The following is a 21,284-nucleotide window of genomic DNA, read 5'->3' on the forward strand; positions in this document are numbered from 1 at the left end:
TGCGGCCGATCAGTTGGCGGCGACGAAGACCCGGGAGGCGACCTCGCGAGGCAGCCGCACCCGGTCACCGGAGCGGTCGATCGACACCCCGTCGCGCTCCTGAGCCACGGTCACCGTGGCGCCGGGGTCGACGCCAGCGGCGTGCAGCTGGCGCAGCACGTCGGAGTCGGTCTGCACGCTCTCGCAGATCCGGCGGACCACTACCGGCCCGGACAGCCCGGGGAAGGCCAGGTTGCGCTCACCCTCGCCCGGCTCGCTGGCCGGAGCCTCGGGGGAACCCAGCTCCTCCAGGCCCGGAATCGGGTTGCCGTACGGCGAGCGGGTCGGCCGGTTGAGCAGGTCGTACACCCGCTTCTCGACGGCGTCGCTCATCACGTGCTCCCAACGGCAGGCCTCCTCGTGGGCCTCCTCGTAGGGCATCCCGATGACGTTGACCAACAGCAGTTCGGCGAGGCGGTGCTTGCGCATCACGGAGACGGCGCTGCCCCGGCCGAGCGGGGTGAGCGTCAGGTGCCGGTCGCCCTCGACGGTGAGCAGGCCGTCGCGCTCCATCCGGGCCACGGTCTGGCTGACGGTGGGTCCGCTCTGCTTGAGGCGCTCGGCGATCCGGGCACGCAGGGGCGGCACCCCCTCCTCCTCCAGCTCGAGGATGGTGCGCAGGTACATCTCGGTCGTGTCGACCAGATCGTGAGACTTCATAAGGTATGCGGCCCTCCGATGCACGATGCTACCCTGCCGCGCGGCGAGCGACCGCTGCCGAATCGCGTGGTGGTGACCCGGATGGTGTTGGATGGTCGGCATGTCCGGTACCGAGGAACTGCTCGTCGAGGTGGACCGGCTCGCCGCCGAGCTCGACGACGCCGACCCGCCCACCCTCCTCGACGTCCGCTGGCGGCTCACCGGCCCGCCCGGCCACGACGACTACCTGGCCGGCCACCTGCCCGGCGCGGTCTTCGTCGACCTGGACACCGCGCTGTGCGGGCCGCCCGGGGCCGGCGGCCGGCACCCGCTGCCCAACCCGGGCGCGCTACAGGCCGCGCTGCGGACCGCCGGCGTCCGCGCCGGTCACCCAGTTGTGGTGTACGACGGCGGCGACGGCCTGGCCGCCGCGCGGGCCTGGTGGACCTTGCGCTGGGCCGGGCACCGGCCGGTGCGACTGCTGCACGGGGGCTTCCCGGCCTGGGTGGCCGCCGGACGACAGGTCTCGACCACCGCGCCCGCCCCGGCCGACGGTGACGTCGAGGTGCGCCCCGGTGACCTTCCGGTGCTGGACGCCGGGCAGGCCGCCGCGCTGGCGTCCGCCGACGACGCAGTGCTGCTCGACGTGCGCGCGGCACCCCGCTACGCGGGCGAGGTCGAGCCGATCGATCCGGTCGCCGGTCACGTGCCCGGCGCTGCCAACCTGCCCGCCGGCGAGTACGTGGGCGCCGACGGGCGTTTTCCGGCCGCCGACGTGCTGCGCGAGCGGTTCGCCGCGGTCGGCGCGACCGGGGCGCGGGCGGTCGGGGCGTACTGCGGCTCCGGGGTGACCGCCGCGCAGGCGGTCCTCGCGCTGCACCTGGCCGGCCGCACGGACGCCGCGCTCTACGTGGGTTCGTGGAGCAACTGGGTGGCCGACCCGGCCCGCCCGGTCGCGTCCGGGCCGACACCCGGCCGCTGACCAGCGCGTGCGGTGGGCCGACGACGGTCCTCGTGCGACGATGGGCTCATGTCCGACGACACGGTAGTGGTGTGGGACCCCTCGCTGCTCGCCTATGACATGGGCGACCATCCGCTCGACCCGGTGAGGGTGGAGCTGACCGTCGCGCTCGCCCGGGAGCTGGGCGTTCTGGAGCGTCAGGGGGTGCGCGTCGTCAAGCCGGAGCCCGCCGACGACGCGGCGCTCACCCGCGTGCACGACCCGGCCTACCTGGCCGCCGTGCGTGCCGCCCCACGTGATCCACTCTTCGCCGGGTACGGCCTGGGCACCTCCGACAACCCGGTCTTCGAGGGGATGCACGAGTCCAGTGCGCTGATCGCCGGGGCGACGCTGGCCGCGGCCGAGGCGGTCTGGCGCGGTGACGCGCGTCGGGCGGTGAACGTGGCAGGTGGCCTGCACCACGCGATGCCCGCCCGCGCGTCCGGCTTCTGTGTCTACAACGACCCCGCGGTGGCCATCGCCCGACTGCTCGATCTGGGCGCCGAGCGGATCGCCTACGTGGATGTGGACGTGCACCACGGCGACGGGGTGCAGGACATCTTCTGGGACGACCCGAGGGTGCTCACGGTCAGCCTGCACGAGACACCGCTCGCGCTCTTTCCGGGCACCGGTTTTCCGGACGAGACCGGCGGGCCGGGCGCGCAGGGCACCGCGGTGAACATGCCGCTGCCGCCGGGCGTCGACGACACCGGCTGGCAGCGGGCGTTCCACGCGATCGTGCCGTCGGTGCTGCGCGCGTTCCGGCCGCAGGTGCTGGTGAGTCAGTGCGGCGCGGACGGGCACCGGCTGGATCCGCTGGCCGACCTGAACCTGACGGTGGACGGGCAGCGCGCCACCTACCTGGCGTTGCGGGCGCTCGCCGACGAGCTGTGCGAGGGCCGCTGGGTGGCCACCGGCGGCGGCGGGTACGCGCTGGTCGAGGTCGTGCCCCGAGCCTGGACCCACCTGTTGGCGGTGGCGACCGGCGCTCCGATCGACCCGGCGACGCTCACCCCGCCGGGCTGGCGTGAGCTGGCCGCGGCCCGTCGGCCGGGTCGGGAGATTCCGCTGCGGATGACCGACGACGCGGACCCGTCGTACGAGCCGTGGCAGCCGACGGGCGAGCCGAACGCGGTGGACCGGGCGATCGCGGCGACCCGTAAGACCGTCTTCCCGCTGCTCGGGCTCGACCCGTACGACCCGCGGGACTGAGCCGGGCCGTTTCCTGTGACGACCGTGGACCAGCCGGTGGACGTGCTGCTCAGCGACGGCAGCACCGTCCAGTTGCGACCGATCAGCCCGGACGACGCGCCGGCCGTCGTGGCGATGCACAGCCGGTTCTCCGAGCGCACCCGCTACCTGCGCTACTTCTCGCCGTATCCGCGCATCCCGGAGCGGGATCTGGTCCGGTTCGTCACTGTGGACCACCACGACCGGGAGGCGTTCGTGGTGCTGGCCGGGGACCGGCTCGTCGCCGTCGGCCGGTACGAGCGGCTCGGTCCGCAGGCGCCGGAGGCGGAGGTCGCCTTCGTGGTCGAGGACGCCTTCCAGGGCCGGGGCATCGGCTCGGTGCTGATGGAGCACCTGGCGGACGCCGCGCGGCGCAACGGCATCATGAGTTTCGTCGCCGAGGTGCTGCCGGCCAACGGGACGATGCTGCGGGTCTTCTCCGACTTCGGCTACCAGGTCCAGCGCGCGTACGCCGACGGCGTGGTGCACCTGAGCTTCCCGATCGCCCCGACGGAGGCGACCCTGGAGGTGCAGCGCGGCCGGGAGCACCGCACCGAGGCCCGCTCGATCGCCCGGCTGCTCGCCCCGCGAGGCATCGCCGTATACGGCGCGAGCGCCACCGGCCAGGGCGTCGGCGCGGCAGTGCTCGGGCATCTGCGGGACGGCGGGTTCACCGGCGCGGTGGTGCCGGTGCACCCGAGCGCGTCGACGGTGGCGGGCCTGCCCGCGTACCCCTCGGTGGTCGACGCCGGGGTGGCGGTGGATCTGGCGGTGGTGGCGGTCCCGCCGGAGGCGGCGACCGCGGTGGTCGCCGACGCCGCCGCCGCCGGGGTGCACGGCCTGGTCGTGATCTCGGCCGGCTTCGCCGAGGCCGGCGGTGAGGGCGCGGCCACGCAACGTGCGCTGGTCCGCGCGGCGCACGCGGCGGGGATGCGCGTGGTCGGCCCGAACTGCCTGGGCGTGGCCAACACCGACCCGGCGGTACGCCTCAACGCCACCCTCGCCCCGGCGCTGCCGCCGGCCGGTCGGGTGGGCATCTTCAGCCAGTCCGGCGCGTTCGGGGTGGCGCTGCTCGCCGAGGCGGACCGGCGGGGCCTCGGGCTGTCCAGCTTCGTGTCGGCCGGCAACCGGGCCGACGTGTCGGGCAACGACCTGCTGCAGTACTGGCAGGACGACCCGGGCACCGACGTGATCATGTTGTACCTGGAGACGTTCGGGAACCCGCGCAAGTTCGCCCGGCTGGCCCGGCGGATCGGCCGGGCGAAACCGGTGGTGGCGCTCGCCTCACCGGCCCGCCCGCCCGGGGTGGGCGACTCGGCCGGTCCGGACGAGGTGGCGGTGGCCGCGCTCTTCGCCCAGTCCGGGGTGATCCGGGTGGACACCGTGCCGGAGCTGCTCGACGTGGGGGTGTTGCTGGCCAACCAGCCGCTGCCGGCCGGCGGCCGGGTCGGCGTGGTCGGCAACTCGTCGGCGTTGACCGGCCTGGCCGCCACGGCGTGCGTCGGGCAGGGCCTGACCGTCGCCGACGGCTACCCGCGGGACGTCGCACCGAGCGCCGGCGCCGACGAGTTCGCCGCCGCCCTCGCCGAGACGGCCGCCGACGACGGGGTGGACGCACTCGTCGTGGTCTTCGCCCCGCCGCTGCCCGGCCAGCGCACCGAGGTGGACGCCGATGTCACCGCCGCGTTGCCGGCCGCCCTCGCCCTGGGCAAACCGACCGTGGCGACGTTCCTGGTCGGTCGGTTGCCCGCCGGGGTGCCCGCGTACGGCGGCGTGGAGGAGGCCGTCCGGGCGCTCGCTCGGGTGCACCGGTACGCCGAGTGGCTGCGTCGCCCGCCCGGGGTCGCGCCCGAGCTGCCCGGGATCGACCGGGACGCCGCGGCGGCCGCGCTGCGCGCCGACGGCACCGACGTCGAGGCGCTGCTGGCCGCGTACGGCATCGAGACCGTCGCGTCGGTGCCCGTGGCCTCGGTCGACGCGGCTGTCGACGCGGCGACGCGGGTGGGTTTCCCGGTGGCGCTCAAGGCCGCCGCCGCGGGGCTGCGGCACCGGCTCGACCTGGGCGCCGTCCGCCTCGATCTGCCCGACGAGGCGAGCGTCCGCCGCGCGTACGCCGACATGGCCGCCGGCTTCGGCGCGGACGTGCTGGTGCAGCCGATGGTCCCGCCCGGTGTGGCCTGCGTGGTGGAGTTGGTGGAGGATCCGGCGTTCGGGCCGGTGGTCGGCTTCGGTCTCGGCGGGGTCGCCACCGAGCTGCTGGGCGATCGGGCCTGGCGGGCGGTGCCGCTGACAAACACCGACGCCGCCGAGCTGGTCGACGAACCTCGGGCGGCTCCGCTGTTGCGGGGGCACCGGGGCGCGGCGCCGGTGGACCGGGCGGCCCTGGCCGACCTGCTGCTGCGGGTCGGTCAGCTGGCCGACGAGCAGCCCCGGGTGCGCTCGGTGACCCTCAACCCGGTGCTCGCCCGCCCGGACGGCATCTCGGTCCTGCACGCCCAGGTGCGGGTGGGCGGCGTGGTCGCCCGTCCGGACACCGGCCCCCGGCGTCTCTGAGCGCGGCAGCTCAGGCGCGGCTGGAGATCTGCTGGACGGCCCAGGCGTTGCCGTCCGGGTCGGTGAAGAAGACGAAGCCGACGTTGTCCAGCGGGTCCGGCACCGGGCGCGGGTTCTGGCCCACCACCTGGATGTCGCTGACCTCCACGCCACGGGCGACCAGCTCCGCGTGGGCCCGCAACAGGTCGGGCACCACCAGTTGCAGGCCCCTCAGCGAACCCGGCGGCATCTCCGGGACCACGCCCTTGCCGATCACGATCGAGCAGCCGGAGCCGGGCGGGGTCAACTGCACGATGCGGGCGTCGTCGCTGATCACCGTGTCGTGGTCGACGGCGAACCCGAGCTGGTCGGCGTAGAACGTCTTCGCCCGGTCCAGGTCGGAGACCGGCACGATCACCACTTCCAACGTCCAGTTCACGGCACTCTCCTCGCTCGTCGCGGAGTCGGTCGGCGCCACAGTCAAGCACCTCGACAGCGGGCAGGGCCCCGGCGAACCGCCGGGGCCCTGCCCGCTGTCGAGTGCGTCAGCAGGCGTACGCCTCCAGGCGCTGCGCCCGCTCCGGAGCGCGCAGCTTCAGCAACGTCACCTTCTCGATCTGCCGGATGCGCTCACGGGACAGGCCGAACTCGCGGCCGACCTCGTCCAGGGTGCGCTGCCGGCCGTCGTCCAGCCCGAACCGGAGCCGGATGACCGCCTGCTCCCGCTGCGACAGCGTGGCGAGCACGATGCTCACCTCGTTGCGCAGTTCGCCCTGCGCGGCGCCCTCGCCCGGGTCGGTGCGCGGGTCCACCGACGCCACGAAGTCACCGAGTGCGCTCTCGCCGTCGTCGCCGACGGTCTGGTCCAGGCTGACCGGCTCGCGGTCGTACGAGATCAGCTCGATGACCTGGAACTCGGGGATGTCCAGGGCCCGGGCGACCTCGGCGACTCCTGGCTCGCGACCCAGCGTCACCGCCAACTCCCGGCGGGCCCGGACCATCCGGTTGACCTGCTCGACCATGTGCACGGGGATGCGGATGGTGCGGGCCTGGTCGGCCATGGCACGGGTGATCGCCTGCCGGATCCACCAGGTGGCGTACGTGGAGAACTTGTAACCCTTGGCGTAGTCGAACTTCTCCACCGCCCGGATGAGGCCGAGGTTGCCCTCCTGGATCAGGTCGAGGAAGGCCATCCCGCGTCCGGTGTAGCGCTTGGCGATGCTGACCACCAGCCGCAGGTTCGCCTCCAGCAGGTGGTCCTTGGCGGCGCGGCCCTCGGCGACGATCAGCTCCAGGTCGGCCCGCAGCTCCTCGGAGACCGGGGTGCAGGTGGCGAGCTTCTCGTCGGCGAACAGGCCGGCCTCGATCCGCCGGGCCAGGTCGACCTCCTGCGCCGCGGTCAGCAGCTTGGTCCGGCCGATCCCGTTCAGGTACGCCCGGACCAGGTCGGTGGAGATGCCGCGCTCGTCGGTGGCGTCCAGGTCGGTGAGGGCCTCGGCGGACCCGTTGGTCTCGGTGCTGGTGGCTGCCGGGCGCGTCCGGTGTTCCGTCATCTGCAGGACCATCTCTGTCTCTCCCCGTTTCCACGTCTGTGCCGTGTCTCCGGCCCAGTGGTGCCGGTGTGAGACACAGCTTGGCGGGCGGGGCGTAAAACGGGAGTGAGGCGATCGGGCACCCGACAGGAATCCGGCCGGATCGTTGCCGCGGTGTGTCATCCCGGCGGTTGCGGGCCCGGCCCGGCTACGTTGCGGACGGTCGGCCGCCCCGGGTCGGCGTGGTCCGACGATGGAGGACGGTGTGGTCTTCAGGCGGCTCATGAAGGCGATGGGGGTCGGCGGCCCCTCGGTCGAGACGGTGCTCGCCGACCCGGACTGCCGCCCCGGCGGGCAGCTGGAGGGCCACGTCCACGTGCTCGGCGGCGACCACCAGGTCGAGATCGACCACGTCACGCTCGGCCTCGTCACCCGGGTCGAGGTGGAGAGCGGCGACAACGACTACGACACCACCCAGGAGTTCCACCGCCAGCGGGTCACCGGTGCGTTCCGGCTGGAGCCGGGGCAGCGCCACGACCTCCCGTTCCGGTTCGACGTGCCCTGGGAGACACCCGTCACCGAGCTGTACGGGCAGCACCTGCACGGCATGACGATGGGCCTGCGGACCGAGCTGGAGGTCGCCCGCGCCGTCGACTCGAGCGACCTGGACGCCGTGTCGGTGCACCCGCTGCCCGCGCAGGAGCGGCTGCTGGAGGCGTTGCTGCGCCTCGGCTTCCGGTTCGCGCGGGCGGACGTGGAGCGTGGGCACCTCTACGGCGTACGGCAGACGTTGCCGTTCTACCAGGAGATCGAGTTCAACCCGGCACCGCAGTACGCCCGCTCGATCAACCAGTTGGAGGTCACCTTCATCGCCGACGCGCGGCAGATGCAGGTGGTGCTGGAGGTCGACAAGCGCGGCGGCGTCTTCACCGAGGGCCGGGACACCTTCGGCCGGTTCACTGTCGAGCACGCCACCGCCGACGACACCGACTGGACCGTCGAACTGGACACCTGGCTCCGCCAGTCCCTGACCCGCCGAGGCCTCTTCTCCTGACCTCTACAGGGGCGGGGTCAGAGGTCCAAAAGGAGGGTCTGGGGGCCGATGTTGAGGCTCTCCACCAGCATGTGGGCGCGGAAGCGACCCGTCTCGACGGTGGCTCCTCGTTGGCGTAGGGCGTCGACCACAGCTGTCACCAGGGGTTCGGCCACCTCGGCGGGGGCCGCCGCGGTCCAGCTTGGACGGCGGCCCTTGCGGGCTTCGCCGTAGAGGGTGAACTGGCTGACCAGCAGGATCGGCGCGTCGGTGTCGGCGGCGGACCGTTCACCGTCCAGGATGCGTAGCTCGTGGACCTTGCGGGCCATCGTCTGAGCGGTCTCCGCCGTGTCGGTGTGCGTCACCCCGAGCAGCACCAGCAGGCCGTTCTCGATCGCGCCGACCACCTCGCCATCGACGGTCACGCTGGCCCGCCCGACGGTCTGCACCACCGCCCGCATCAGCGCGCCACCGCGCACATCGTCCGCATCACCCGGTCACCGGCTCGATGAAGCCGCGCTCCACCAGGTGCGCGACGATCGGGCCGGCGGCCTCGGCCATCTCCGCGGGTTCGACGTCGTGGGCCGCCGCGAGCAGGGCGAGCTGGTCGCGCAGCGGCAGCCGGCCGTCGGCCCCACCGACCAGGGCCAGCACCAGCGGGTCGATCTCCTCGGTCCAGCGCAGGCCGTTCGGCATCGCGAGCACCTGCCGGTCCACCGCCCAGCCCTCGTCGCCCATGGTGGCCTCCTGGCGCAGCTGAAGGCCGTCGGTGGCCCGGTAGCGCTCGGCGAGCAGCGCCTCGGTGCCGCGTACCCGCAGGAAGTCCTGGCGGTCGAACCAGCCGCCGATCTGGTCGCCCAGCGGTGGCTGGACCCGCTGACGCAGGTCCTCCACGCGGACCACCGGGTCGGCGTGCCCGCCTTGGCGCAGCGACACGATGCCGAAGCCGATCGCCTCGATCTTGTGCGCGTCGAACCAGTCCAGCCAGACGGCGGCCCGCTGCGGGTCGGCGCCCTCGCCGACGTCGGTGAGCCACAGGTCGACGTACGCCATCGGGTCGGCCACCTCGCGCTGGATCACCCAGGCGTCCAGGCCGGTGCCGGCGAACCAACCGGCCACCCGCTCGTCCCACTCCTCGCCGGCGACGTGCACCCAGTTCGCCAGGTACTGCATGGTGCCGCCCTCGGTGAGCAGGCCGGGGGCTGCGGTGGCCAGCTCGGCGGCGATCGCGTCACCCACCCGCCCCGAGTCGCGGTAGACGTGCGTGGTGGTGCCGGGGCCGACGACGAACGGTGGGTTGCTCACCACCAGGTCGAAGCGGCGGCCGGCCACCGGTGCGACCAGGTCGCCCCGCAGCAGCTCCCAGTCCTGGCCGTTGAGGGCGGCGGTGGTCGCGGCGAAGCGCAGAGCCCGCTCGGAGAGGTCCGTGGCGGTCACCGTGTCGGCGTGGGTGGCCAGGTGCAGGGCCTGGACGCCGGAGCCGGTGCCGAGGTCCAGCGCGCTGCCCACCTGCCGGCGTACGGTCGCGCCGATCAGGGTCTGGGTGGCGCCGCCGATGCCCAGCACGTGCTCGGCGTGCAGCGGGCGACCCGGTCGGGCGCTGGCCGGCACGTCGGCGAGCACCCACCAGTCGTCGCCGTACGGCTCCAGGTCGACGCCGGCACGCAGGCCGTCGCCGTACCGCTCGACCAGCCCACCCGCGATCGCCTCCGCGAGGCTGAGCGGTGCCAGGGCGGTGGCCACCGCGCTCTCCGGCTCGGTCTGGTCGCAGATGAACACCCGGATCAGGGTGCCGAGCGGATCGCCGTCCTCGGTGGCGCGCAGCGCGGCCCGGTAGTCGTTGCGGGAGACCGCAGCGGTGGCCTGCGCGCCCAGCCGCTCGGCGATGCCGTGGCTGGTGAACCCCGTCCGGGTGAGCGCGGTCCGCAGCGCGTCGACGCCGGCGGGGGAGAGCAGCATGTCGTGTTGGTCCACGCTCTCATCCTGCCGGTCGCCCCGTCCCGCGTCGGCAGCACCCGCCGGACGACTGCCGGAGCGTCGGCGACCGCCCGGTTCCGCGCGCCAGGCAAGATGGCAGGTATGACGCTCGTGCTGCCCATCGCCCCGGAGGCCAACCGGCTGCTGGAGCGCAGTCCGCTGGCCCTGCTCATCGGCATGACCCTGGACCAGCAGGTGCCGATGGAGAAGGCGTTCTCCTCGCCGTACGTCCTCACCCAGCGGCTCGGCCGCGACCTGGACGCGGCGGAGCTGGCCGGCTACGAACCGCAGGCCCTGGTCGCGCTCTTCGCCACCCCGCCCGCGCTGCACCGGTTCCCGAAGGCGATGGCCGCCCGGGTGCAGGAGGTCTGCCAGGCGCTCGTGGAGCGCTACGACGGCGACGCCGCGCTGCTGTGGGCCGACGTCGCCGACGGGCCGGAGCTGCTGCGGCGGGTGGCCGGGCTGCCCGGCTTCGGCAAGCAGAAGGCGCAGATCTTCGTGGCCCTGCTCGGCAAGCGGTTCGGGGTGACCCCGCAGGACTGGCGGGAGGCTGCCGGCGGGTACGGCGATCCCGGCGCGTACCGGTCGGTGGCCGACGTCACCGACGCCGATTCGCTGCGCCGGGTGCGGGAGTACAAGCAGCAGATGAAGGCGGCGGCGAAGGCTGCCCAGGGCTGACGCTCAGGCGGCGGTCGGGTGGGCGAGCGACGCCAGCGCCCGCCGGACGTCGGCGAGGGAGACGGTCGCGGAGTCGTCCAGGTCGGCCAGGCCGGCCTCGATCCACTGCCGCATCAGCGTGGTGACCCCGATGCCCCGGGCGTCGGCGGCGGCGCGGACCCGCTCGTAGGTGTCCAGCGGCAGCCGGACCGATCGACTCACCATCGGCACGTCGGTGTCGGGGGTGGGCAGGTCCACCGCCGGACTCTGGTCGATCAACTCGGCGATCCGGTCGTCGCCGCTGTGGAACTGCTTGGTCGCGTCGTTACGGTGCATCGTCACGGCCCCCCTCATCGGCGATCTCTCCGCACGGCCTCGTCGTAGCGCTTGGACTCGATGTCGCTCAGCTCGCGGGCGGAGAGGATGTCCCAGTCGTTGTCGGTGCCATCGGCCTCGGCGAGCAGCACGGCCAGTCGGCGACCCCGGCGGGCGGCGGCGTAGACCACCATCACGTCGTCGCCCAGGTGGCGGATGACCCGCCGGGCGCTGTGCAGCGCCTCCCAGACTTCCCCGGGTGTGACGTCGTAGACCCTCAGGTTGGCCAACGCCTCGTCGGTGAAGCTGAACCTGCTGCCCACAGCGCGCAGCGTACCACGCGCGTAACACGGATGGGCCTGGTCAATTTTCGCTGATCACGCCTTTGTGGTGACAGGATGAGGCGTAATCCCCTCGAGGAGGTTCATGGTGAAGCGTCAGGCGTACCAGCCGATTCTGATCACCGATGCCTCGCGCAGCCAGAATGATCAACTCACCAGCCGTCAGCGCCGCTATGTCCTCATGATGGGCATCCGGGTGGCCTGCATCGTCGCCGGCGCGATCCTGGTCGGCGCGAACGCCCCACTGCTCTGGGTCTGGCTGCCGCTGTGCGCCCTCGGCATGGTGCTCATTCCGTGGCTGGCCGTGCTGCTGGCCAACGACCGGCCACCCAAGGAGGAGCACCGGTTGGCCAATCGGTTCCATCCCCGGCGGCAGGACGAGGCGCCGCCGATGAGTCTCACGGCCGAGGAGCGCCCGCACAAGGTCATCGACGTCGAGCCCTGACCCGCCCAGCGGGCCAGGGCTCGACCGTGACGGCCGCGGGTGCCTGCGGCCGTGCTCCGGCCCCTACGGCTGGGGCCGTGCTCCGGCTGTGGAGACGGCCAGCGCGCCGAGGTCGGTGGCGCGGCTCAGTGCCGCGGTCGGGCTGGCGCCGGCGAGCCACGCGGTGAGCAGACCGGCCGCGAAGGCGTCGCCCGCTCCCGTGACGTCCACCACCGCCACCCGACGGGCCGCAGCCGTGCAGACCGGCGTCGTGCGATCGACCCAGACCGCTCCCGCCGCGCCACGCTTGACCACCACCCGCCGAGCCGTCGCCGACAGCGCCCGCCCCTGTGCCGCCGGGTCCAGCCCGCCGGCCAGCACCGTGGCCTCGTCCGCGTTGACCAGCAGCAGGTCGACATCGCGTACCCAACCCAGGAACGTCCGCGCGCCCGCGCGCCGCAGCGGCGCCGCGGACGCCGCGTCGACGCTGGTGGTGAGCCCGCGCTCGCGGGCGGCGGCCAGCGCCCGCAACCCCGCGCCGCGCGAACCGGCGTCCAACAGGGTGTACGCGGACAGGTGCAGATGCCCCGCGTCGGGCACCGCCGCGAGGGCCTTCTCCACGTGCTCGGCGCTCAACGCGAGGTTCGCGCCCCGCGACGTGACCATGGTCCGCTCGCCGTCGGTCGCCAGCACGATCACCGTGCCGGTCGGGGCGTCCACCACCCGCTCGACCGCGCAGTCCACGCCCGCGCGATCCAGCTCGGCGATCCGGTCGCGCCCGGCGTCGTCGTCACCGACGGCGCCGACGAGCGTGACGGCCACCCCCTGCGCGGCGAGCCAGGCGGCGGTGTTGGCCGCCTGCCCGCCGCCGCCGAAACTGATCTCGGCCCCGGTGTCCGAACCGGCCGCGAGCGGCCCGGACAGCACCGCCACCACGTCGGTGATCACGTCCCCGACGACGACCACGCGGGCCGGAGGGGTCATGCCGGTACGGCGGAGGTGCGGGCGACGGCGGCGACCGCGATGCGCGCGGCCAGGTCGGCGTTGCGCAGGATGATCCGGACGTTCACCGCCAGGCTCGCGCCCTCGGTGGCCGAGTGGAAGTGCGCCAGCAGGTACGGCGTGACGGCCTTGCCGGTGATCCCGTCCCGCTCCAGCAGGGCCAGGCCCTCGGCGAGGGTCCGGTCGTGCAGCTCCGGGTCGAGCTGCTCGTCGACCGGCAGCGGGTTGGCGACGAGCAAGCCCCCGAGGTGCACGGCGTGCCCGTCCCGGGCGGCCAGCACGGCGGCGACCTGCTCCGGCGAGTCCACCGACCAGTCCAGGTCGAAGCCCGCGTCGGTGAGGTAGAAGCCGGGGAACCGGCGGGTGCGGTAGCCGATGACGGCCACCCCGAGGGTCTCCAGGCGCTCCAGCGTCGCGCCCACGTCGAGGATCGACTTGACCCCGGCGCAGACCACCGTGATCGGGGTCTGGGCCAGGGTGACCAGGTCCGCCGACTCGTCGAAGGTGTGCGCCGCCTCCCGGTGCACCCCGCCCAGGCCACCGGTCGCGAACACCCCGATTCCGGCGGCGGCGGCCACCGCGCTGGTCGCCGCCACGGTGGTGGCGCCGTCCGCGCCGGTCGCCGCCGCGACAGCCAGGTCGCGGACGGAGAGTTTCGTCACTCCATCGACGGTGGCCAGCCGGGTCAGCTGCGCGTCGTCCAGCCCGACCACCAGCTCGCCACCGATCATGCCGATGGTCGCCGGCACCGCTCCGGCGTCCCGGACCGCCTGCTCGATCTCCCGGGCCACCCGCAGGTTCTGCGGACGGGGCAGGCCGTGCGAGACGATGGTGCTCTCCAGGGCGACGACGGGTCGGCCGTCGCGCAGGGCTTCGGCGACCTCGGTGCCGTAGCTGATGCGAAAGTCAGTCACACCGGCACGGTACGGGGTCGGACCCGGGCCGGGCTCAAGTGGACCCGGCCGTGATGACCTGCCAAACTTGACGGTCGGAGGTGCAGACGTGAGCACAGAGGTTCTCGAGCGTCCGGAGCTGAAGGACGCCGACACCGGTCCCGAGATGTTCCATTACGTCCGCAAGGAGAAGATCGCCGAGAGTGCCGTCATGGGCACCTTCGTCGTCGCGCTCTGCGGGGAGACCTTCCCGGTCACCAAGGCGGCCAAGCCGGGCTCGCCGGTCTGCCCCAAGTGCAAGGAGATCTACGACTCGTACCGCGAGTGAACCGGGGCCGGCGCTCCGGCCGGCGACGTAGCCTGCGGCGGTGACCACCTCCACCGCCCTGCTCCTCGCCGACCTGACCGGGGTGGCCGTCTTCGCCGCCTCCGGTGCCTCGGCGGCGGTGGCCAAACGACTCGACCTGTTCGGGGTCGCGTTCGTGGGCTTCGTGGCCGCGCTCGGCGGCGGGATCCTGCGCGACCTGGTCATCGACGAGGTGCCGCCGCTCGCCTTCGCCGACTGGCGGTACGCCGCCACCGCGGCGATTACCGCGCTCGCCGTCTTCTGGCTGCACCCGCAGCTCGCCCGACTGCGCACCACGGTGCTGGTGCTCGACGCGGCGGGCCTCGGTCTGTTCACCGTCACCGGCACGCTCAAGGCGCTCGACGCCCGGGTTCCGGCGGTCGGCGCCTGCCTGATCGGCATGCTCACCGCGATCGGCGGAGGGCTCGGCCGGGACCTGCTGACCGCCGAGATCCCGGTCGTGCTGCGCCGGGAGATCTACGCGCTGGCCGCACTTGCCGGTTCGGTCCTGGTGGTGCTGCTGTACGTCAGCGGCCAGACCGGGCCCGCGCCGCTCACCGCCGCCGCCGTCCTGGTGGTCGGGCTGCGCCTGATCGCGCTGCGTCGACGCTGGTCCGCGCCGGTGGCCACGCTGCGCCCGCCGCGCGCCGACGGTGCCGATCCCCGCACGGACCGGGAGTGGTGAACGTTCGTCGGATGTGACCAGCGTGGCGTCGCCTGGGCCGGCGGGCCCGCGCTGGTTATGCTGAGTCGGCCTTCGCGGCAGCTTCTGCGCGGAGGCGTTTTCATGGGCGGCGGTACTCGTGGCCCTCGCCCGGTGTCCGCCCTCGTGCGGTCGGAGAGGAGCTTTCGCGTGGCAGCCCGGACGCCGGTGCTCGAGACGTTCCCGGCCCTACGTGCCTGGCAGCGCAAGGCCCTGGTGGAGTACCTGCGCCGCCGTACCGAGGACTTCACCGCGGTCGCCACGCCGGGCGCCGGCAAGACCACCTTCGCCCTGCGGATCGCCGCCGAACTGCTCGGCGACGGCACCGTCGAGGCGGTCACCGTGGTCGCGCCCACCGAGCACCTGAAGAACCAGTGGGCCGAGGCCGCGGCCCGGGTGGGCATCCAGCTCGACGCCGCGTTCCGCAACGCCGACGTGCACTCGGCGGCCGACTTCCACGGTGCGGTGGTCACCTACGCCCAGGTGGGAATGGCCCCGCAGGTGCACCGGCGGCGCACCATGACCCGTCGCACCCTGGTCATCCTCGACGAGATCCACCACGCCGGCGACTCCCGTTCCTGGGGCGACGGCGTCAAGAACGCCTTCGAGCCCGCCGTACGCCGGTTGATGCTCACCGGTACGCCGTTCCGCTCCGACGACAACCCGATCCCGTTCGTCACGTACGAGCGGGGCGGTGACGGGCTGCTGCGCTCCCACGCCGACTCGGTCTACGGCTACGCGGACGCGCTGCGCGACGGGGTCGTCCGGCCGGTGCTCTTCCTCGCGTACTCCGGGGAGACCCGCTGGCGCACCAACGCGGGGGACGAGTTGGCGGCCCGCCTCGGCGAGCCGATGACCCAGGATCTGGTGGCGCAGGCGTGGCGTACCGCCCTGGACCCGGCGGGGGACTGGATGCCGCAGGTGCTGCGGGCCGCCGACGCCCGACTCACCGTGCTGCGCAACGCCGGCATGCCCGACGCCGGCGGTCTGATCATCGCCACCGACCAGCAGACCGCCCGCTCGTACGCCAAGCTCATCGAGCAGGTGACCGGCGAGAAGGCCGCAGTGGTGCTCTCCGACGACCAGGGCGCGTCCGCGCGGATCGCGACGTTCGCGGCGTCCGACCAGCGGTGGCTGGTCGCGGTGCGGATGGTGTCCGAGGGCGTCGACATCCCCCGACTGGCGGTCGGTGTCTACGCCACCAGCGCCAGCACCCCCCTCTACTTCGCCCAAGCGATCGGCCGGTTCGTGCGGGCCCGCCGCCCCGGCGAGACCGCGTCGGTCTTCCTGCCCAGCGTGCCGCACCTGCTCGGGCTGGCCAGCGAGATGGAGAACGAGCGGGACCACGTCCTCGGCAAACCCAAGGACTCCGACGGCTTCGACGACGAACTGCTGGAACGCGCGCAGCGCGACGACCAGGCCAGCGGGGAGCTGGAGAAGCGGTTCGCCGCACTCTCGGCCACCGCCGAACTGGATCAGGTGATCTTCGACGGCGCGTCGTTCGGGACCGCCGCCCAGGCCGGCACCCCCGAGGAGGAGGAGTACCTCGGCCTGCCCGGCCTGCTCACCGCCGACCAGGTCTCCCTGCTGCTCACCAAACGGCAGGCCGCACAGCTCGCCGCCCAGCGCCGTCGTACGGCCGACGGGGCCGCTCAGCCGGCCGCTGCGCCCTCCGCGGCGCCGCCGGTACCCATGAGTGCCGCCCAACGCCGTGTGGCGCTCCGGCGCCAACTGAACGCTCTCGTGGCCGCCCGGCACCATCGCACCGGCCAACCCCACGGCAAGATCCATGCCGAGTTGCGCCGGCTCTGCGGCGGCCCGCCGAGCGCCCAGGCCACCATCGAACAGCTCGAGGAACGCATCGCGACGGTGCAGACCCTCTGAACGGGTGCCGGAAGCCCCCACGGTCACGATCGACACCGTGTCGCTGATGTGAGGGGATCGGGGGCGGCCGGATGACCCCATGGCGCCGATATCGAGTCGGCCACGCGCACCGAGTGACCCCTGGATGGCGAAAGCCGGCCGGAGACACCCATCGGGTGCCTCCGGCCGGCTATGTCGATATGCGGATCTAGTTCGCCATCAGGTCGGCGCCACGCCAGCTGAAGTCGGGCTCCGCTGCGAACCGCTCGGTGATCTTCACGAGATCCTCCGCGTACTTGTTCGCGTGGTGCCCGCAGAACACCAGTTCGCTCCCACCCGCCAGAGTGATCCGGAGCTTCCCGGCAGCATTGCAGCGGTCGCACCGTTCATCGGCGGCTGGGGGAACCACCGTCTCGGGCGGCGGCGTGAGGGTCGAGTTCATCGCCTTCCTCCTCTGGTCGTCACCGATGAACAATCTCTTCGGTCGTTGCTCACCTATCGTGCAACACCCGTGCCGGGCACTGCCTTCCCTGTGTGCCCGCGGGGGACCGAGGTCACACATGGCAGGGACAGTGTGCCGTGAACCCAGGGTGCCACGTCAACGATCACATTCGTGCATCCGGACGATCACCATCTGGTGTTGCACACCAGGTGATCAAAACGACACGTCCGGTTGACGAAACCGGCTCAGTCCAGGTAATCCCGCAGGACCTGCGACCGGGACGGGTGACGCAGCTTGGACATCGTCTTGGACTCGATCTGCCGGATCCGCTCCCGGGTCACCCCGTAGACCTGACCGATCTCGTCAAGCGTCCGCGGCTGACCGTCGGTCAGGCCGAAACGCAGCCGGACCACACCCGCCTCACGCTCGGAGAGCGTCTGCAGCACCTGCTGGAGCTGGTCCTGCAGGAGCGAGAACGAGACCGCGTCGACGGCGACCACAGCCTCGGAATCCTCGATGAAGTCACCGAGCTGGCTGTCGCCCTCGTCACCGATGGTCTGGTCCAGCGAGATGGGCTCCCGGGCGTACTGCTGGATCTCCAGCACCTTCTCCGGTGTGATGTCCATCTCCTTGGCCAGCTCCTCCGGCGTGGGCTCACGGCCCAGGTCCTGGAGCAGCTCGCGCTGTATGCGGCCGAGTTTGTTGATGACCTCGACCATGTGCACCGGGATACGGATGGTGCGGGCCTGGTCGGCCATGGCGCGCGTGATCGCCTGCCGGATCCACCAGGTGGCGTACGTGGAGAACTTGTAGCCCTTGGTGTAGTCGAACTTCTCCACCGCGCGGATGAGGCCGAGGTTGCCCTCCTGGATGAGGTCCAGGAAGGCCATGCCGCGCCCCGTGTACCGCTTGGCCAGGGAGACGACCAGACGGAGGTTCGCCTCGAGGAGGTGGTTCTTGGCGCGCTCGCCGTCGCGGGAGATCCAGCCCAGGTCGCGGACCATCTCCCGGGCGAGCTTCTCCTCGCCCTCGTCGGCCGCGCGCAGCTGCTCGGCGGCGTAGAGCCCGGCCTCGATCCGCTTGGCCAGCTCCACCTCCTGCTCGGCGTTGAGCAGCGGGACCTTGCCGATCTGCTTCAGGTACGCCCGGACGGAGTCGGCGGAGGCGGTCAGCTCGGCGTCACGCCGGGCCTGCTTGAGCGCCTCGGACTCCTCGTCGTCCCACTCGAAGTCGTTGTCGGTGGCCGACGCGGCGGCGTCGGTCTCGGCGGCCTGGGCCAGCTCGGCCGGCTCCTCCACCACCACGTCCTCGATGGCGGCGGCGAGCTCCTCGGGGTCGATCTCACCCTCGGCGCCCTCGCCCTTGGCCTTGCCGCCGGCCTTGACCGGCTTGGCTCCGGCCGCCGCGGCGACCGTCGCCTTGGTGGCGCGGGTCGACTTGGTCGCCTTCGCCGGGGTGGCCGCTGCGGCGGCGACCTCGGCGGTGCTGCCGGCGGTCTTGCGAGCGGCCACCTTGCGCGGCGCCGGCGTCGACGGCGCCTCGTCGGAGGCGGGCGCCTGCTTCGGGGCGGGCGCGGCGGCCTTCTTGGTGGTCTTGGCGGTGGTGGCCCGGGACGCGGGGGTCGTCGAGCGGGCCGCGGCGACCCGGCGGCGGGTGCTCGCCGAGCCGTCCACCACAACGGTCACTCCCGCCTCGGAGAGCGCCCGCAGGATCTTCTTGGCCTGGGCCGGAGTCACCTCGGCGGTCTCGACGGTGCGCGCGAGCTGAGCCGACGTGAGCTGACCACCGGCGCTCTGCGCGTGGGCGATCAGGGTGTCGGTGAGCGAGCGAACGTCGGCGCCGGGCTGGCGGGGTTCTGTCACGAATGACCTTCCGGAGGCGAAGAGCGGGCACGGCCGGATCGTCCGGCACAGCGTGGGGCAACCGGGCCGGGCGATGTGGTTGAGGGACCCCCGTGTCCCGGGCCGGCCGGTGGTCGGCGGTCCGTGGCGCGTGGGCAGGGGTGAATTGTAACGCCGTCTGCGGCGATCATCCTGCGCCGCACGGCGTAACGGCGGCGGGACCGCCGATTCGGCGCAGATGTGGACTTTGTAAGGATGATACTCGCGCACGGCCCGGAACGCCCCGGTCGTACGGGAAGGGGACCCTGGAATGGACCGTTCGGCGCCGCCACCGCGGGAACTGTTGGCGATCGCGCTCGACGTGGCGCGGGACGCCGCGGCCACCGCGTACCGGATGCGGGCCGAGGGCGTGTCCGTGGCGGCGACCAAGAGCACCGTCACCGACGTGGTCACGGCTGCGGACCGGGCCGTCGAGCGGCAGGTCCTCGACGCCCTGCGCGCGCTGCGGCCGGGGGACGCGGTCCTGGGCGAGGAGTACGGCACACAGGCCACCGGCCCGGCGGAGCCGGGCGGTGTGCGGTGGATCGTCGACCCGATCGACGGCACCGTGAACTACCTCTACGGGTTGCCGTACAGCGCGGTGTCGCTGGCCGCCGAGGTGGACGGGGTGGTGGTCGCCGGCGTGGTGCGCAACGTGAACACCGGCGAGGAGTGGACCGCCACCGCCGGTGGCGGCGCCTGGCGCGACGGCGTGCGGCTGCGCTGTTCCGGCGAGACGGACCTCGGGCAGGCGCTGGTCGGCACCGGCTTCGGCTACGACGCCGGTCGGCGGGCGCACCAGGCGTCGGTGGTGGCCGGGCTGATCGCGTCGGTGCGGGACATCCGCCGCCTGGGAGCGGCCGCCCTGGACCTCTGCCTGGTGGCGGAGGGGCGGCTGGACGCGTACTTCGAGAAGGGCCTGGCCGCCTGGGACCTGGCCGCCGGCGGGCTGGTGGCCGCCGAGGCGGGCGTGCGGGTCTCCGGCCTGGCCGGTAGCCCGCCCGGCCCGGACCTGGTGATCGCGGCCCCGCCCGCCCTGTTCGCCGAGCTGCACGACCGGCTGGCCGCCCTGGACGCGTCCGGCGGCCCCTGACCGCGCCGCGGTCGTGGACCGGGGCGCCCGGCGCGGGCGTCCCGGTTACGCCGTCACTTCTTGGCGGCGGGGGACGGGCAGGAGCCCGCCGGCGCGACAGGTGGGCCCAGGTCGCCGAGGGACTGGTTGACCTCGGTGGTGGTGGCGAGTTGCTGGAAGCCGTTGCCCAACACCACGTCGACCACGTCGTCCGTGCGCTTCTCGTCGTAGACCGGCTCGGCGTTGTTGAGGAAGTACGCCTTGAGCAGGTGGGCGGAGCTGACGCCCTTGGGGCCGTACCGCAGCACGGCGACGTCGTCGATCCCCTTGGGCGCGTTGCCGACCTTCTTGACCTGGAACTTGCGGTTGCGGAAGTCGTCCGCGACGGCGCCGGCCCGGCCCGGCTCGATTGTCGCGTTCAGGACGTTGATCTTGACGTCCTTGGGCTCGTGCAGCGTCACGTCGGCAAGCGGCCAACCGTCCGGGCAGCCGCCCGCCGCGCCGGCCTCGCCCTGGCTGTCGCGGACGATCGCGGTGATCACGAACGCCAGGGCCAGGACCCCCAGCAGGCCGACGACGACGAGTGCCCGCACTCGCGCAAAACTCATCTGGGCGCTCCCGAGACCTCAGGTGGGTGGCGGCGGCCGCCAACGATCGCACTGACCGCCGGCCGTCGAATACGCCGCTGAGGTTAACGGTTGTCCGGCCGTCGCGTGGAAACAGTCCGACATGCCGGCGCGGCGACCGTGAACCGGGTACTACTACCCCTATCTTCGTGTCGCCTGAATCACATTGGGAACAACTTGGCGTGCGGGGGCGTACATCTCAGCCGCAAGGGCGGTATACATGCCTCGCCCAAGGGGGGGTAAGGTTCCGCGCTCGCAGGGGAGTGGCCCCAGCGGTCCCGACCCGTACGGTCCCCCGGGTCGGGTGCCCGACACAAGTGGTTGCCGGCCAGCGGAACCGAAACAGCGTCGTCCGGCGTTACAACCGGAAGCGACAACATCGATATGGGAGAGTGACATCCGATGGCCACCGACTACGACGCTCCGCGTCGCGACGAGGTCGACCTCGGCGAGGACAGCCTGGAAGAGCTCAAGGCCCGGCGCGTCGACTCACAGTCGGGCGCGGTGGACGTCGACGAGGCCGAGGTCGCCGAGAGCTTCGAGCTGCCCGGTGCCGACCTGGCCGACGAGGAGCTCACTGTCAAGGTGCTACCGATGCAGCAGGACGAGTTCCGGTGCGCCCGCTGCTTCCTGGTTCACCATCGCAGCCAGCTGGCGGTCGAGCGCAACGGCGAGCTGATCTGCCGAGAGTGCGTCTGACACTCACGACACCGGCGGCGGCCTCCTAATCGGGGCCGC

Annotated in this window: 23 protein-coding genes; 11 read left to right on the plus strand and 12 right to left on the minus strand. The window is 72.9% G+C overall.

All coding sequences use genetic code 11. The annotated features are described in order from the left end of the window. Positions 1–9: 9 nt before the first annotated feature. Positions 10–699 (minus strand): metal-dependent transcriptional regulator, encoded by a 690-nt coding sequence (locus AB0B39_RS24655; RefSeq protein WP_234587967.1) that lies wholly within the window; start codon positions 697–699, stop codon positions 10–12. A 100-nt stretch (positions 700–799) separates the two neighbouring features. On the opposite strand from AB0B39_RS24655, the gene AB0B39_RS24660 reads away from it, so the two are divergent. From AB0B39_RS24660 to AB0B39_RS24670, 3 genes are read left to right on the plus strand one after another with little or no spacing between them, the layout of a single operon-like run. Then, on the plus strand, positions 800–1,660 hold the full coding sequence (locus AB0B39_RS24660; protein WP_357575514.1) for a sulfurtransferase: 861 nt from the start codon (positions 800–802) through the stop codon (positions 1,658–1,660). A gap of 48 nt (positions 1,661–1,708) precedes the next feature. Then, positions 1,709–2,890 (plus strand): acetoin utilization protein AcuC, encoded by a 1,182-nt coding sequence (locus tag AB0B39_RS24665; RefSeq protein ID WP_357498498.1) that lies wholly within the window; start codon positions 1,709–1,711, stop codon positions 2,888–2,890. A gap of 15 nt (positions 2,891–2,905) precedes the next feature. After that, positions 2,906–5,461, plus strand: coding sequence for a GNAT family N-acetyltransferase (locus AB0B39_RS24670; RefSeq protein ID WP_357575515.1), 2,556 nt, complete (start codon positions 2,906–2,908; stop codon positions 5,459–5,461). Between the two features lie 10 nt (positions 5,462–5,471). Here AB0B39_RS24670 and AB0B39_RS24675 read toward each other — a convergent pair whose 3' ends face one another. Together AB0B39_RS24675 and sigB are read right to left on the minus strand one after the other, a co-directional pair. Continuing rightward, positions 5,472–5,879 carry a VOC family protein gene (locus tag AB0B39_RS24675; protein ID WP_357498501.1) on the minus strand — a complete coding sequence of 136 codons (408 nt, stop codon included), beginning with the start codon at positions 5,877–5,879 and terminating at the stop codon, positions 5,472–5,474. A gap of 106 nt (positions 5,880–5,985) precedes the next feature. After that, positions 5,986–7,005 (minus strand): RNA polymerase sigma factor SigB, encoded by a 1,020-nt coding sequence (gene sigB / locus AB0B39_RS24680; RefSeq protein ID WP_305076144.1) that lies wholly within the window; start codon positions 7,003–7,005, stop codon positions 5,986–5,988. Between the two features lie 232 nt (positions 7,006–7,237). Between sigB and AB0B39_RS24685 the strand changes: the two genes are divergently transcribed. Beyond that, positions 7,238–8,026 carry a sporulation protein gene (locus tag AB0B39_RS24685; RefSeq protein ID WP_357575591.1) on the plus strand — a complete coding sequence of 263 codons (789 nt, stop codon included), beginning with the start codon at positions 7,238–7,240 and terminating at the stop codon, positions 8,024–8,026. A gap of 17 nt (positions 8,027–8,043) precedes the next feature. Here the strand turns inward: AB0B39_RS24685 and dtd are convergent, their stop codons facing one another. After that, the gene (dtd, locus tag AB0B39_RS24690; RefSeq protein WP_357498503.1) at positions 8,044–8,466 is read right to left on the minus strand and encodes a D-aminoacyl-tRNA deacylase; all 423 of its coding nucleotides are present in this window, start codon (positions 8,464–8,466) and stop codon (positions 8,044–8,046) included. A 28-nt stretch (positions 8,467–8,494) separates the two neighbouring features. Beyond that, positions 8,495–9,979: a methyltransferase gene (locus tag AB0B39_RS24695; RefSeq protein ID WP_357498505.1), complete on the minus strand. Its 1,485-nt coding sequence runs from the start codon at positions 9,977–9,979 to the stop codon at positions 8,495–8,497. Between the two features lie 105 nt (positions 9,980–10,084). Between AB0B39_RS24695 and AB0B39_RS24700 the strand changes: the two genes are divergently transcribed. After that, entirely contained in the window at positions 10,085–10,660 is a 576-nt protein-coding gene (locus AB0B39_RS24700) for an HhH-GPD-type base excision DNA repair protein (RefSeq protein WP_357575516.1), read from the plus strand. A gap of 3 nt (positions 10,661–10,663) precedes the next feature. On the opposite strand, the gene AB0B39_RS24705 is transcribed toward AB0B39_RS24700, so the two are convergent. After that, positions 10,664–10,975 (minus strand): BrnA antitoxin family protein, encoded by a 312-nt coding sequence (locus AB0B39_RS24705; protein WP_234587992.1) that lies wholly within the window; start codon positions 10,973–10,975, stop codon positions 10,664–10,666. Between the two features lie 14 nt (positions 10,976–10,989). Beyond that, the gene (locus AB0B39_RS24710; protein WP_357498509.1) at positions 10,990–11,277 is read right to left on the minus strand and encodes a hypothetical protein; all 288 of its coding nucleotides are present in this window, start codon (positions 11,275–11,277) and stop codon (positions 10,990–10,992) included. Between the two features lie 103 nt (positions 11,278–11,380). Here AB0B39_RS24710 and AB0B39_RS24715 point away from each other — a divergent pair, with 103 nt between their 5' ends. Next, complete coding sequence (locus AB0B39_RS24715; protein ID WP_234587958.1) at positions 11,381–11,740, plus strand: DUF3099 domain-containing protein; 360 nt, start codon at positions 11,381–11,383, stop codon at positions 11,738–11,740. Between the two features lie 63 nt (positions 11,741–11,803). On the opposite strand, the gene AB0B39_RS24720 is transcribed toward AB0B39_RS24715, so the two are convergent. After that, entirely contained in the window at positions 11,804–12,703 is a 900-nt protein-coding gene (locus AB0B39_RS24720; RefSeq protein WP_357498511.1) for a PfkB family carbohydrate kinase, read from the minus strand. Beyond that, on the minus strand, positions 12,700–13,635 hold the full coding sequence (locus tag AB0B39_RS24725) for a pseudouridine-5'-phosphate glycosidase (protein WP_357575517.1): 936 nt from the start codon (positions 13,633–13,635) through the stop codon (positions 12,700–12,702). The genes AB0B39_RS24720 and AB0B39_RS24725 overlap by 4 nt, the downstream gene beginning before the upstream one ends. Positions 13,636–13,723: 88 nt before the next feature. Between AB0B39_RS24725 and AB0B39_RS24730 the strand changes: the two genes are divergently transcribed. The 3 genes from AB0B39_RS24730 (at position 13,724) to AB0B39_RS24740 (ending at position 16,547) form a co-directional block, all read left to right on the plus strand. Continuing rightward, complete coding sequence (locus AB0B39_RS24730) at positions 13,724–13,942, plus strand: DUF3039 domain-containing protein (RefSeq protein WP_007456912.1); 219 nt, start codon at positions 13,724–13,726, stop codon at positions 13,940–13,942. Positions 13,943–13,982: 40 nt separating this feature from the next. Continuing rightward, the gene (locus AB0B39_RS24735; RefSeq protein ID WP_234587955.1) at positions 13,983–14,645 is read left to right on the plus strand and encodes a trimeric intracellular cation channel family protein; all 663 of its coding nucleotides are present in this window, start codon (positions 13,983–13,985) and stop codon (positions 14,643–14,645) included. A gap of 168 nt (positions 14,646–14,813) precedes the next feature. Then, positions 14,814–16,547, plus strand: a complete 1,734-nt coding sequence (locus AB0B39_RS24740) for a DEAD/DEAH box helicase (protein WP_234587954.1) — start codon at positions 14,814–14,816, stop codon at positions 16,545–16,547. 187 nt (positions 16,548–16,734) lie between these two features. Here AB0B39_RS24740 and AB0B39_RS24745 read toward each other — a convergent pair whose 3' ends face one another. Both AB0B39_RS24745 and AB0B39_RS24750 read right to left on the minus strand, forming a co-directional pair. Beyond that, a complete protein-coding gene (locus tag AB0B39_RS24745) occupies positions 16,735–16,968 on the minus strand; it encodes a hypothetical protein (protein ID WP_357498515.1) in 234 nt (77 codons plus the stop codon). A gap of 245 nt (positions 16,969–17,213) precedes the next feature. Beyond that, positions 17,214–18,830 carry an RNA polymerase sigma factor gene (locus AB0B39_RS24750; RefSeq protein WP_357575518.1) on the minus strand — a complete coding sequence of 539 codons (1,617 nt, stop codon included), beginning with the start codon at positions 18,828–18,830 and terminating at the stop codon, positions 17,214–17,216. A 289-nt stretch (positions 18,831–19,119) separates the two neighbouring features. On the opposite strand from AB0B39_RS24750, the gene AB0B39_RS24755 reads away from it, so the two are divergent. Further along, on the plus strand, positions 19,120–19,941 hold the full coding sequence (locus AB0B39_RS24755) for an inositol monophosphatase family protein (protein WP_357498517.1): 822 nt from the start codon (positions 19,120–19,122) through the stop codon (positions 19,939–19,941). Between the two features lie 53 nt (positions 19,942–19,994). On the opposite strand, the gene AB0B39_RS24760 is transcribed toward AB0B39_RS24755, so the two are convergent. Further along, on the minus strand, positions 19,995–20,513 hold the full coding sequence (locus AB0B39_RS24760; RefSeq protein ID WP_357498627.1) for a LytR C-terminal domain-containing protein: 519 nt from the start codon (positions 20,511–20,513) through the stop codon (positions 19,995–19,997). Positions 20,514–20,948: 435 nt separating this feature from the next. Here AB0B39_RS24760 and AB0B39_RS24765 point away from each other — a divergent pair, with 435 nt between their 5' ends. Continuing rightward, entirely contained in the window at positions 20,949–21,245 is a 297-nt protein-coding gene (locus AB0B39_RS24765; RefSeq protein WP_007075406.1) for a DUF4193 domain-containing protein, read from the plus strand. Positions 21,246–21,284: the final 39 nt, after the last annotated feature.

Origin of the sequence: Micromonospora sp. NPDC049114 (assembly GCF_040648635.1) — a bacterium.
GTDB lineage: Bacteria > Actinomycetota > Actinomycetes > Mycobacteriales > Micromonosporaceae > Micromonospora.

Coding starts and splice junctions, on each gene's coding strand:
- AB0B39_RS24655 (WP_234587967.1), bottom strand. CDS start 699: ATGAAGTCTCACGATCTGGTCGACACGACCGAGATGTACCTGCGCACC.
- AB0B39_RS24660 (WP_357575514.1), top strand. CDS start 800: ATGTCCGGTACCGAGGAACTGCTCGTCGAGGTGGACCGGCTCGCCGCC.
- AB0B39_RS24665 (WP_357498498.1), top strand. CDS start 1,709: ATGTCCGACGACACGGTAGTGGTGTGGGACCCCTCGCTGCTCGCCTAT.
- sigB (WP_305076144.1), bottom strand. CDS start 7,005: ATGGTCCTGCAGATGACGGAACACCGGACGCGCCCGGCAGCCACCAGC.
- dtd (WP_357498503.1), bottom strand. CDS start 8,466: ATGCGGGCGGTGGTGCAGACCGTCGGGCGGGCCAGCGTGACCGTCGAT.
- AB0B39_RS24700 (WP_357575516.1), top strand. CDS start 10,085: ATGACGCTCGTGCTGCCCATCGCCCCGGAGGCCAACCGGCTGCTGGAG.
- AB0B39_RS24705 (WP_234587992.1), bottom strand. CDS start 10,975: ATGCACCGTAACGACGCGACCAAGCAGTTCCACAGCGGCGACGACCGG.
- AB0B39_RS24715 (WP_234587958.1), top strand. CDS start 11,381: ATGGTGAAGCGTCAGGCGTACCAGCCGATTCTGATCACCGATGCCTCG.
- AB0B39_RS24720 (WP_357498511.1), bottom strand. CDS start 12,703: ATGACCCCTCCGGCCCGCGTGGTCGTCGTCGGGGACGTGATCACCGAC.
- AB0B39_RS24745 (WP_357498515.1), bottom strand. CDS start 16,968: ATGAACTCGACCCTCACGCCGCCGCCCGAGACGGTGGTTCCCCCAGCC.
- AB0B39_RS24755 (WP_357498517.1), top strand. CDS start 19,120: ATGGACCGTTCGGCGCCGCCACCGCGGGAACTGTTGGCGATCGCGCTC.
- AB0B39_RS24765 (WP_007075406.1), top strand. CDS start 20,949: ATGGCCACCGACTACGACGCTCCGCGTCGCGACGAGGTCGACCTCGGC.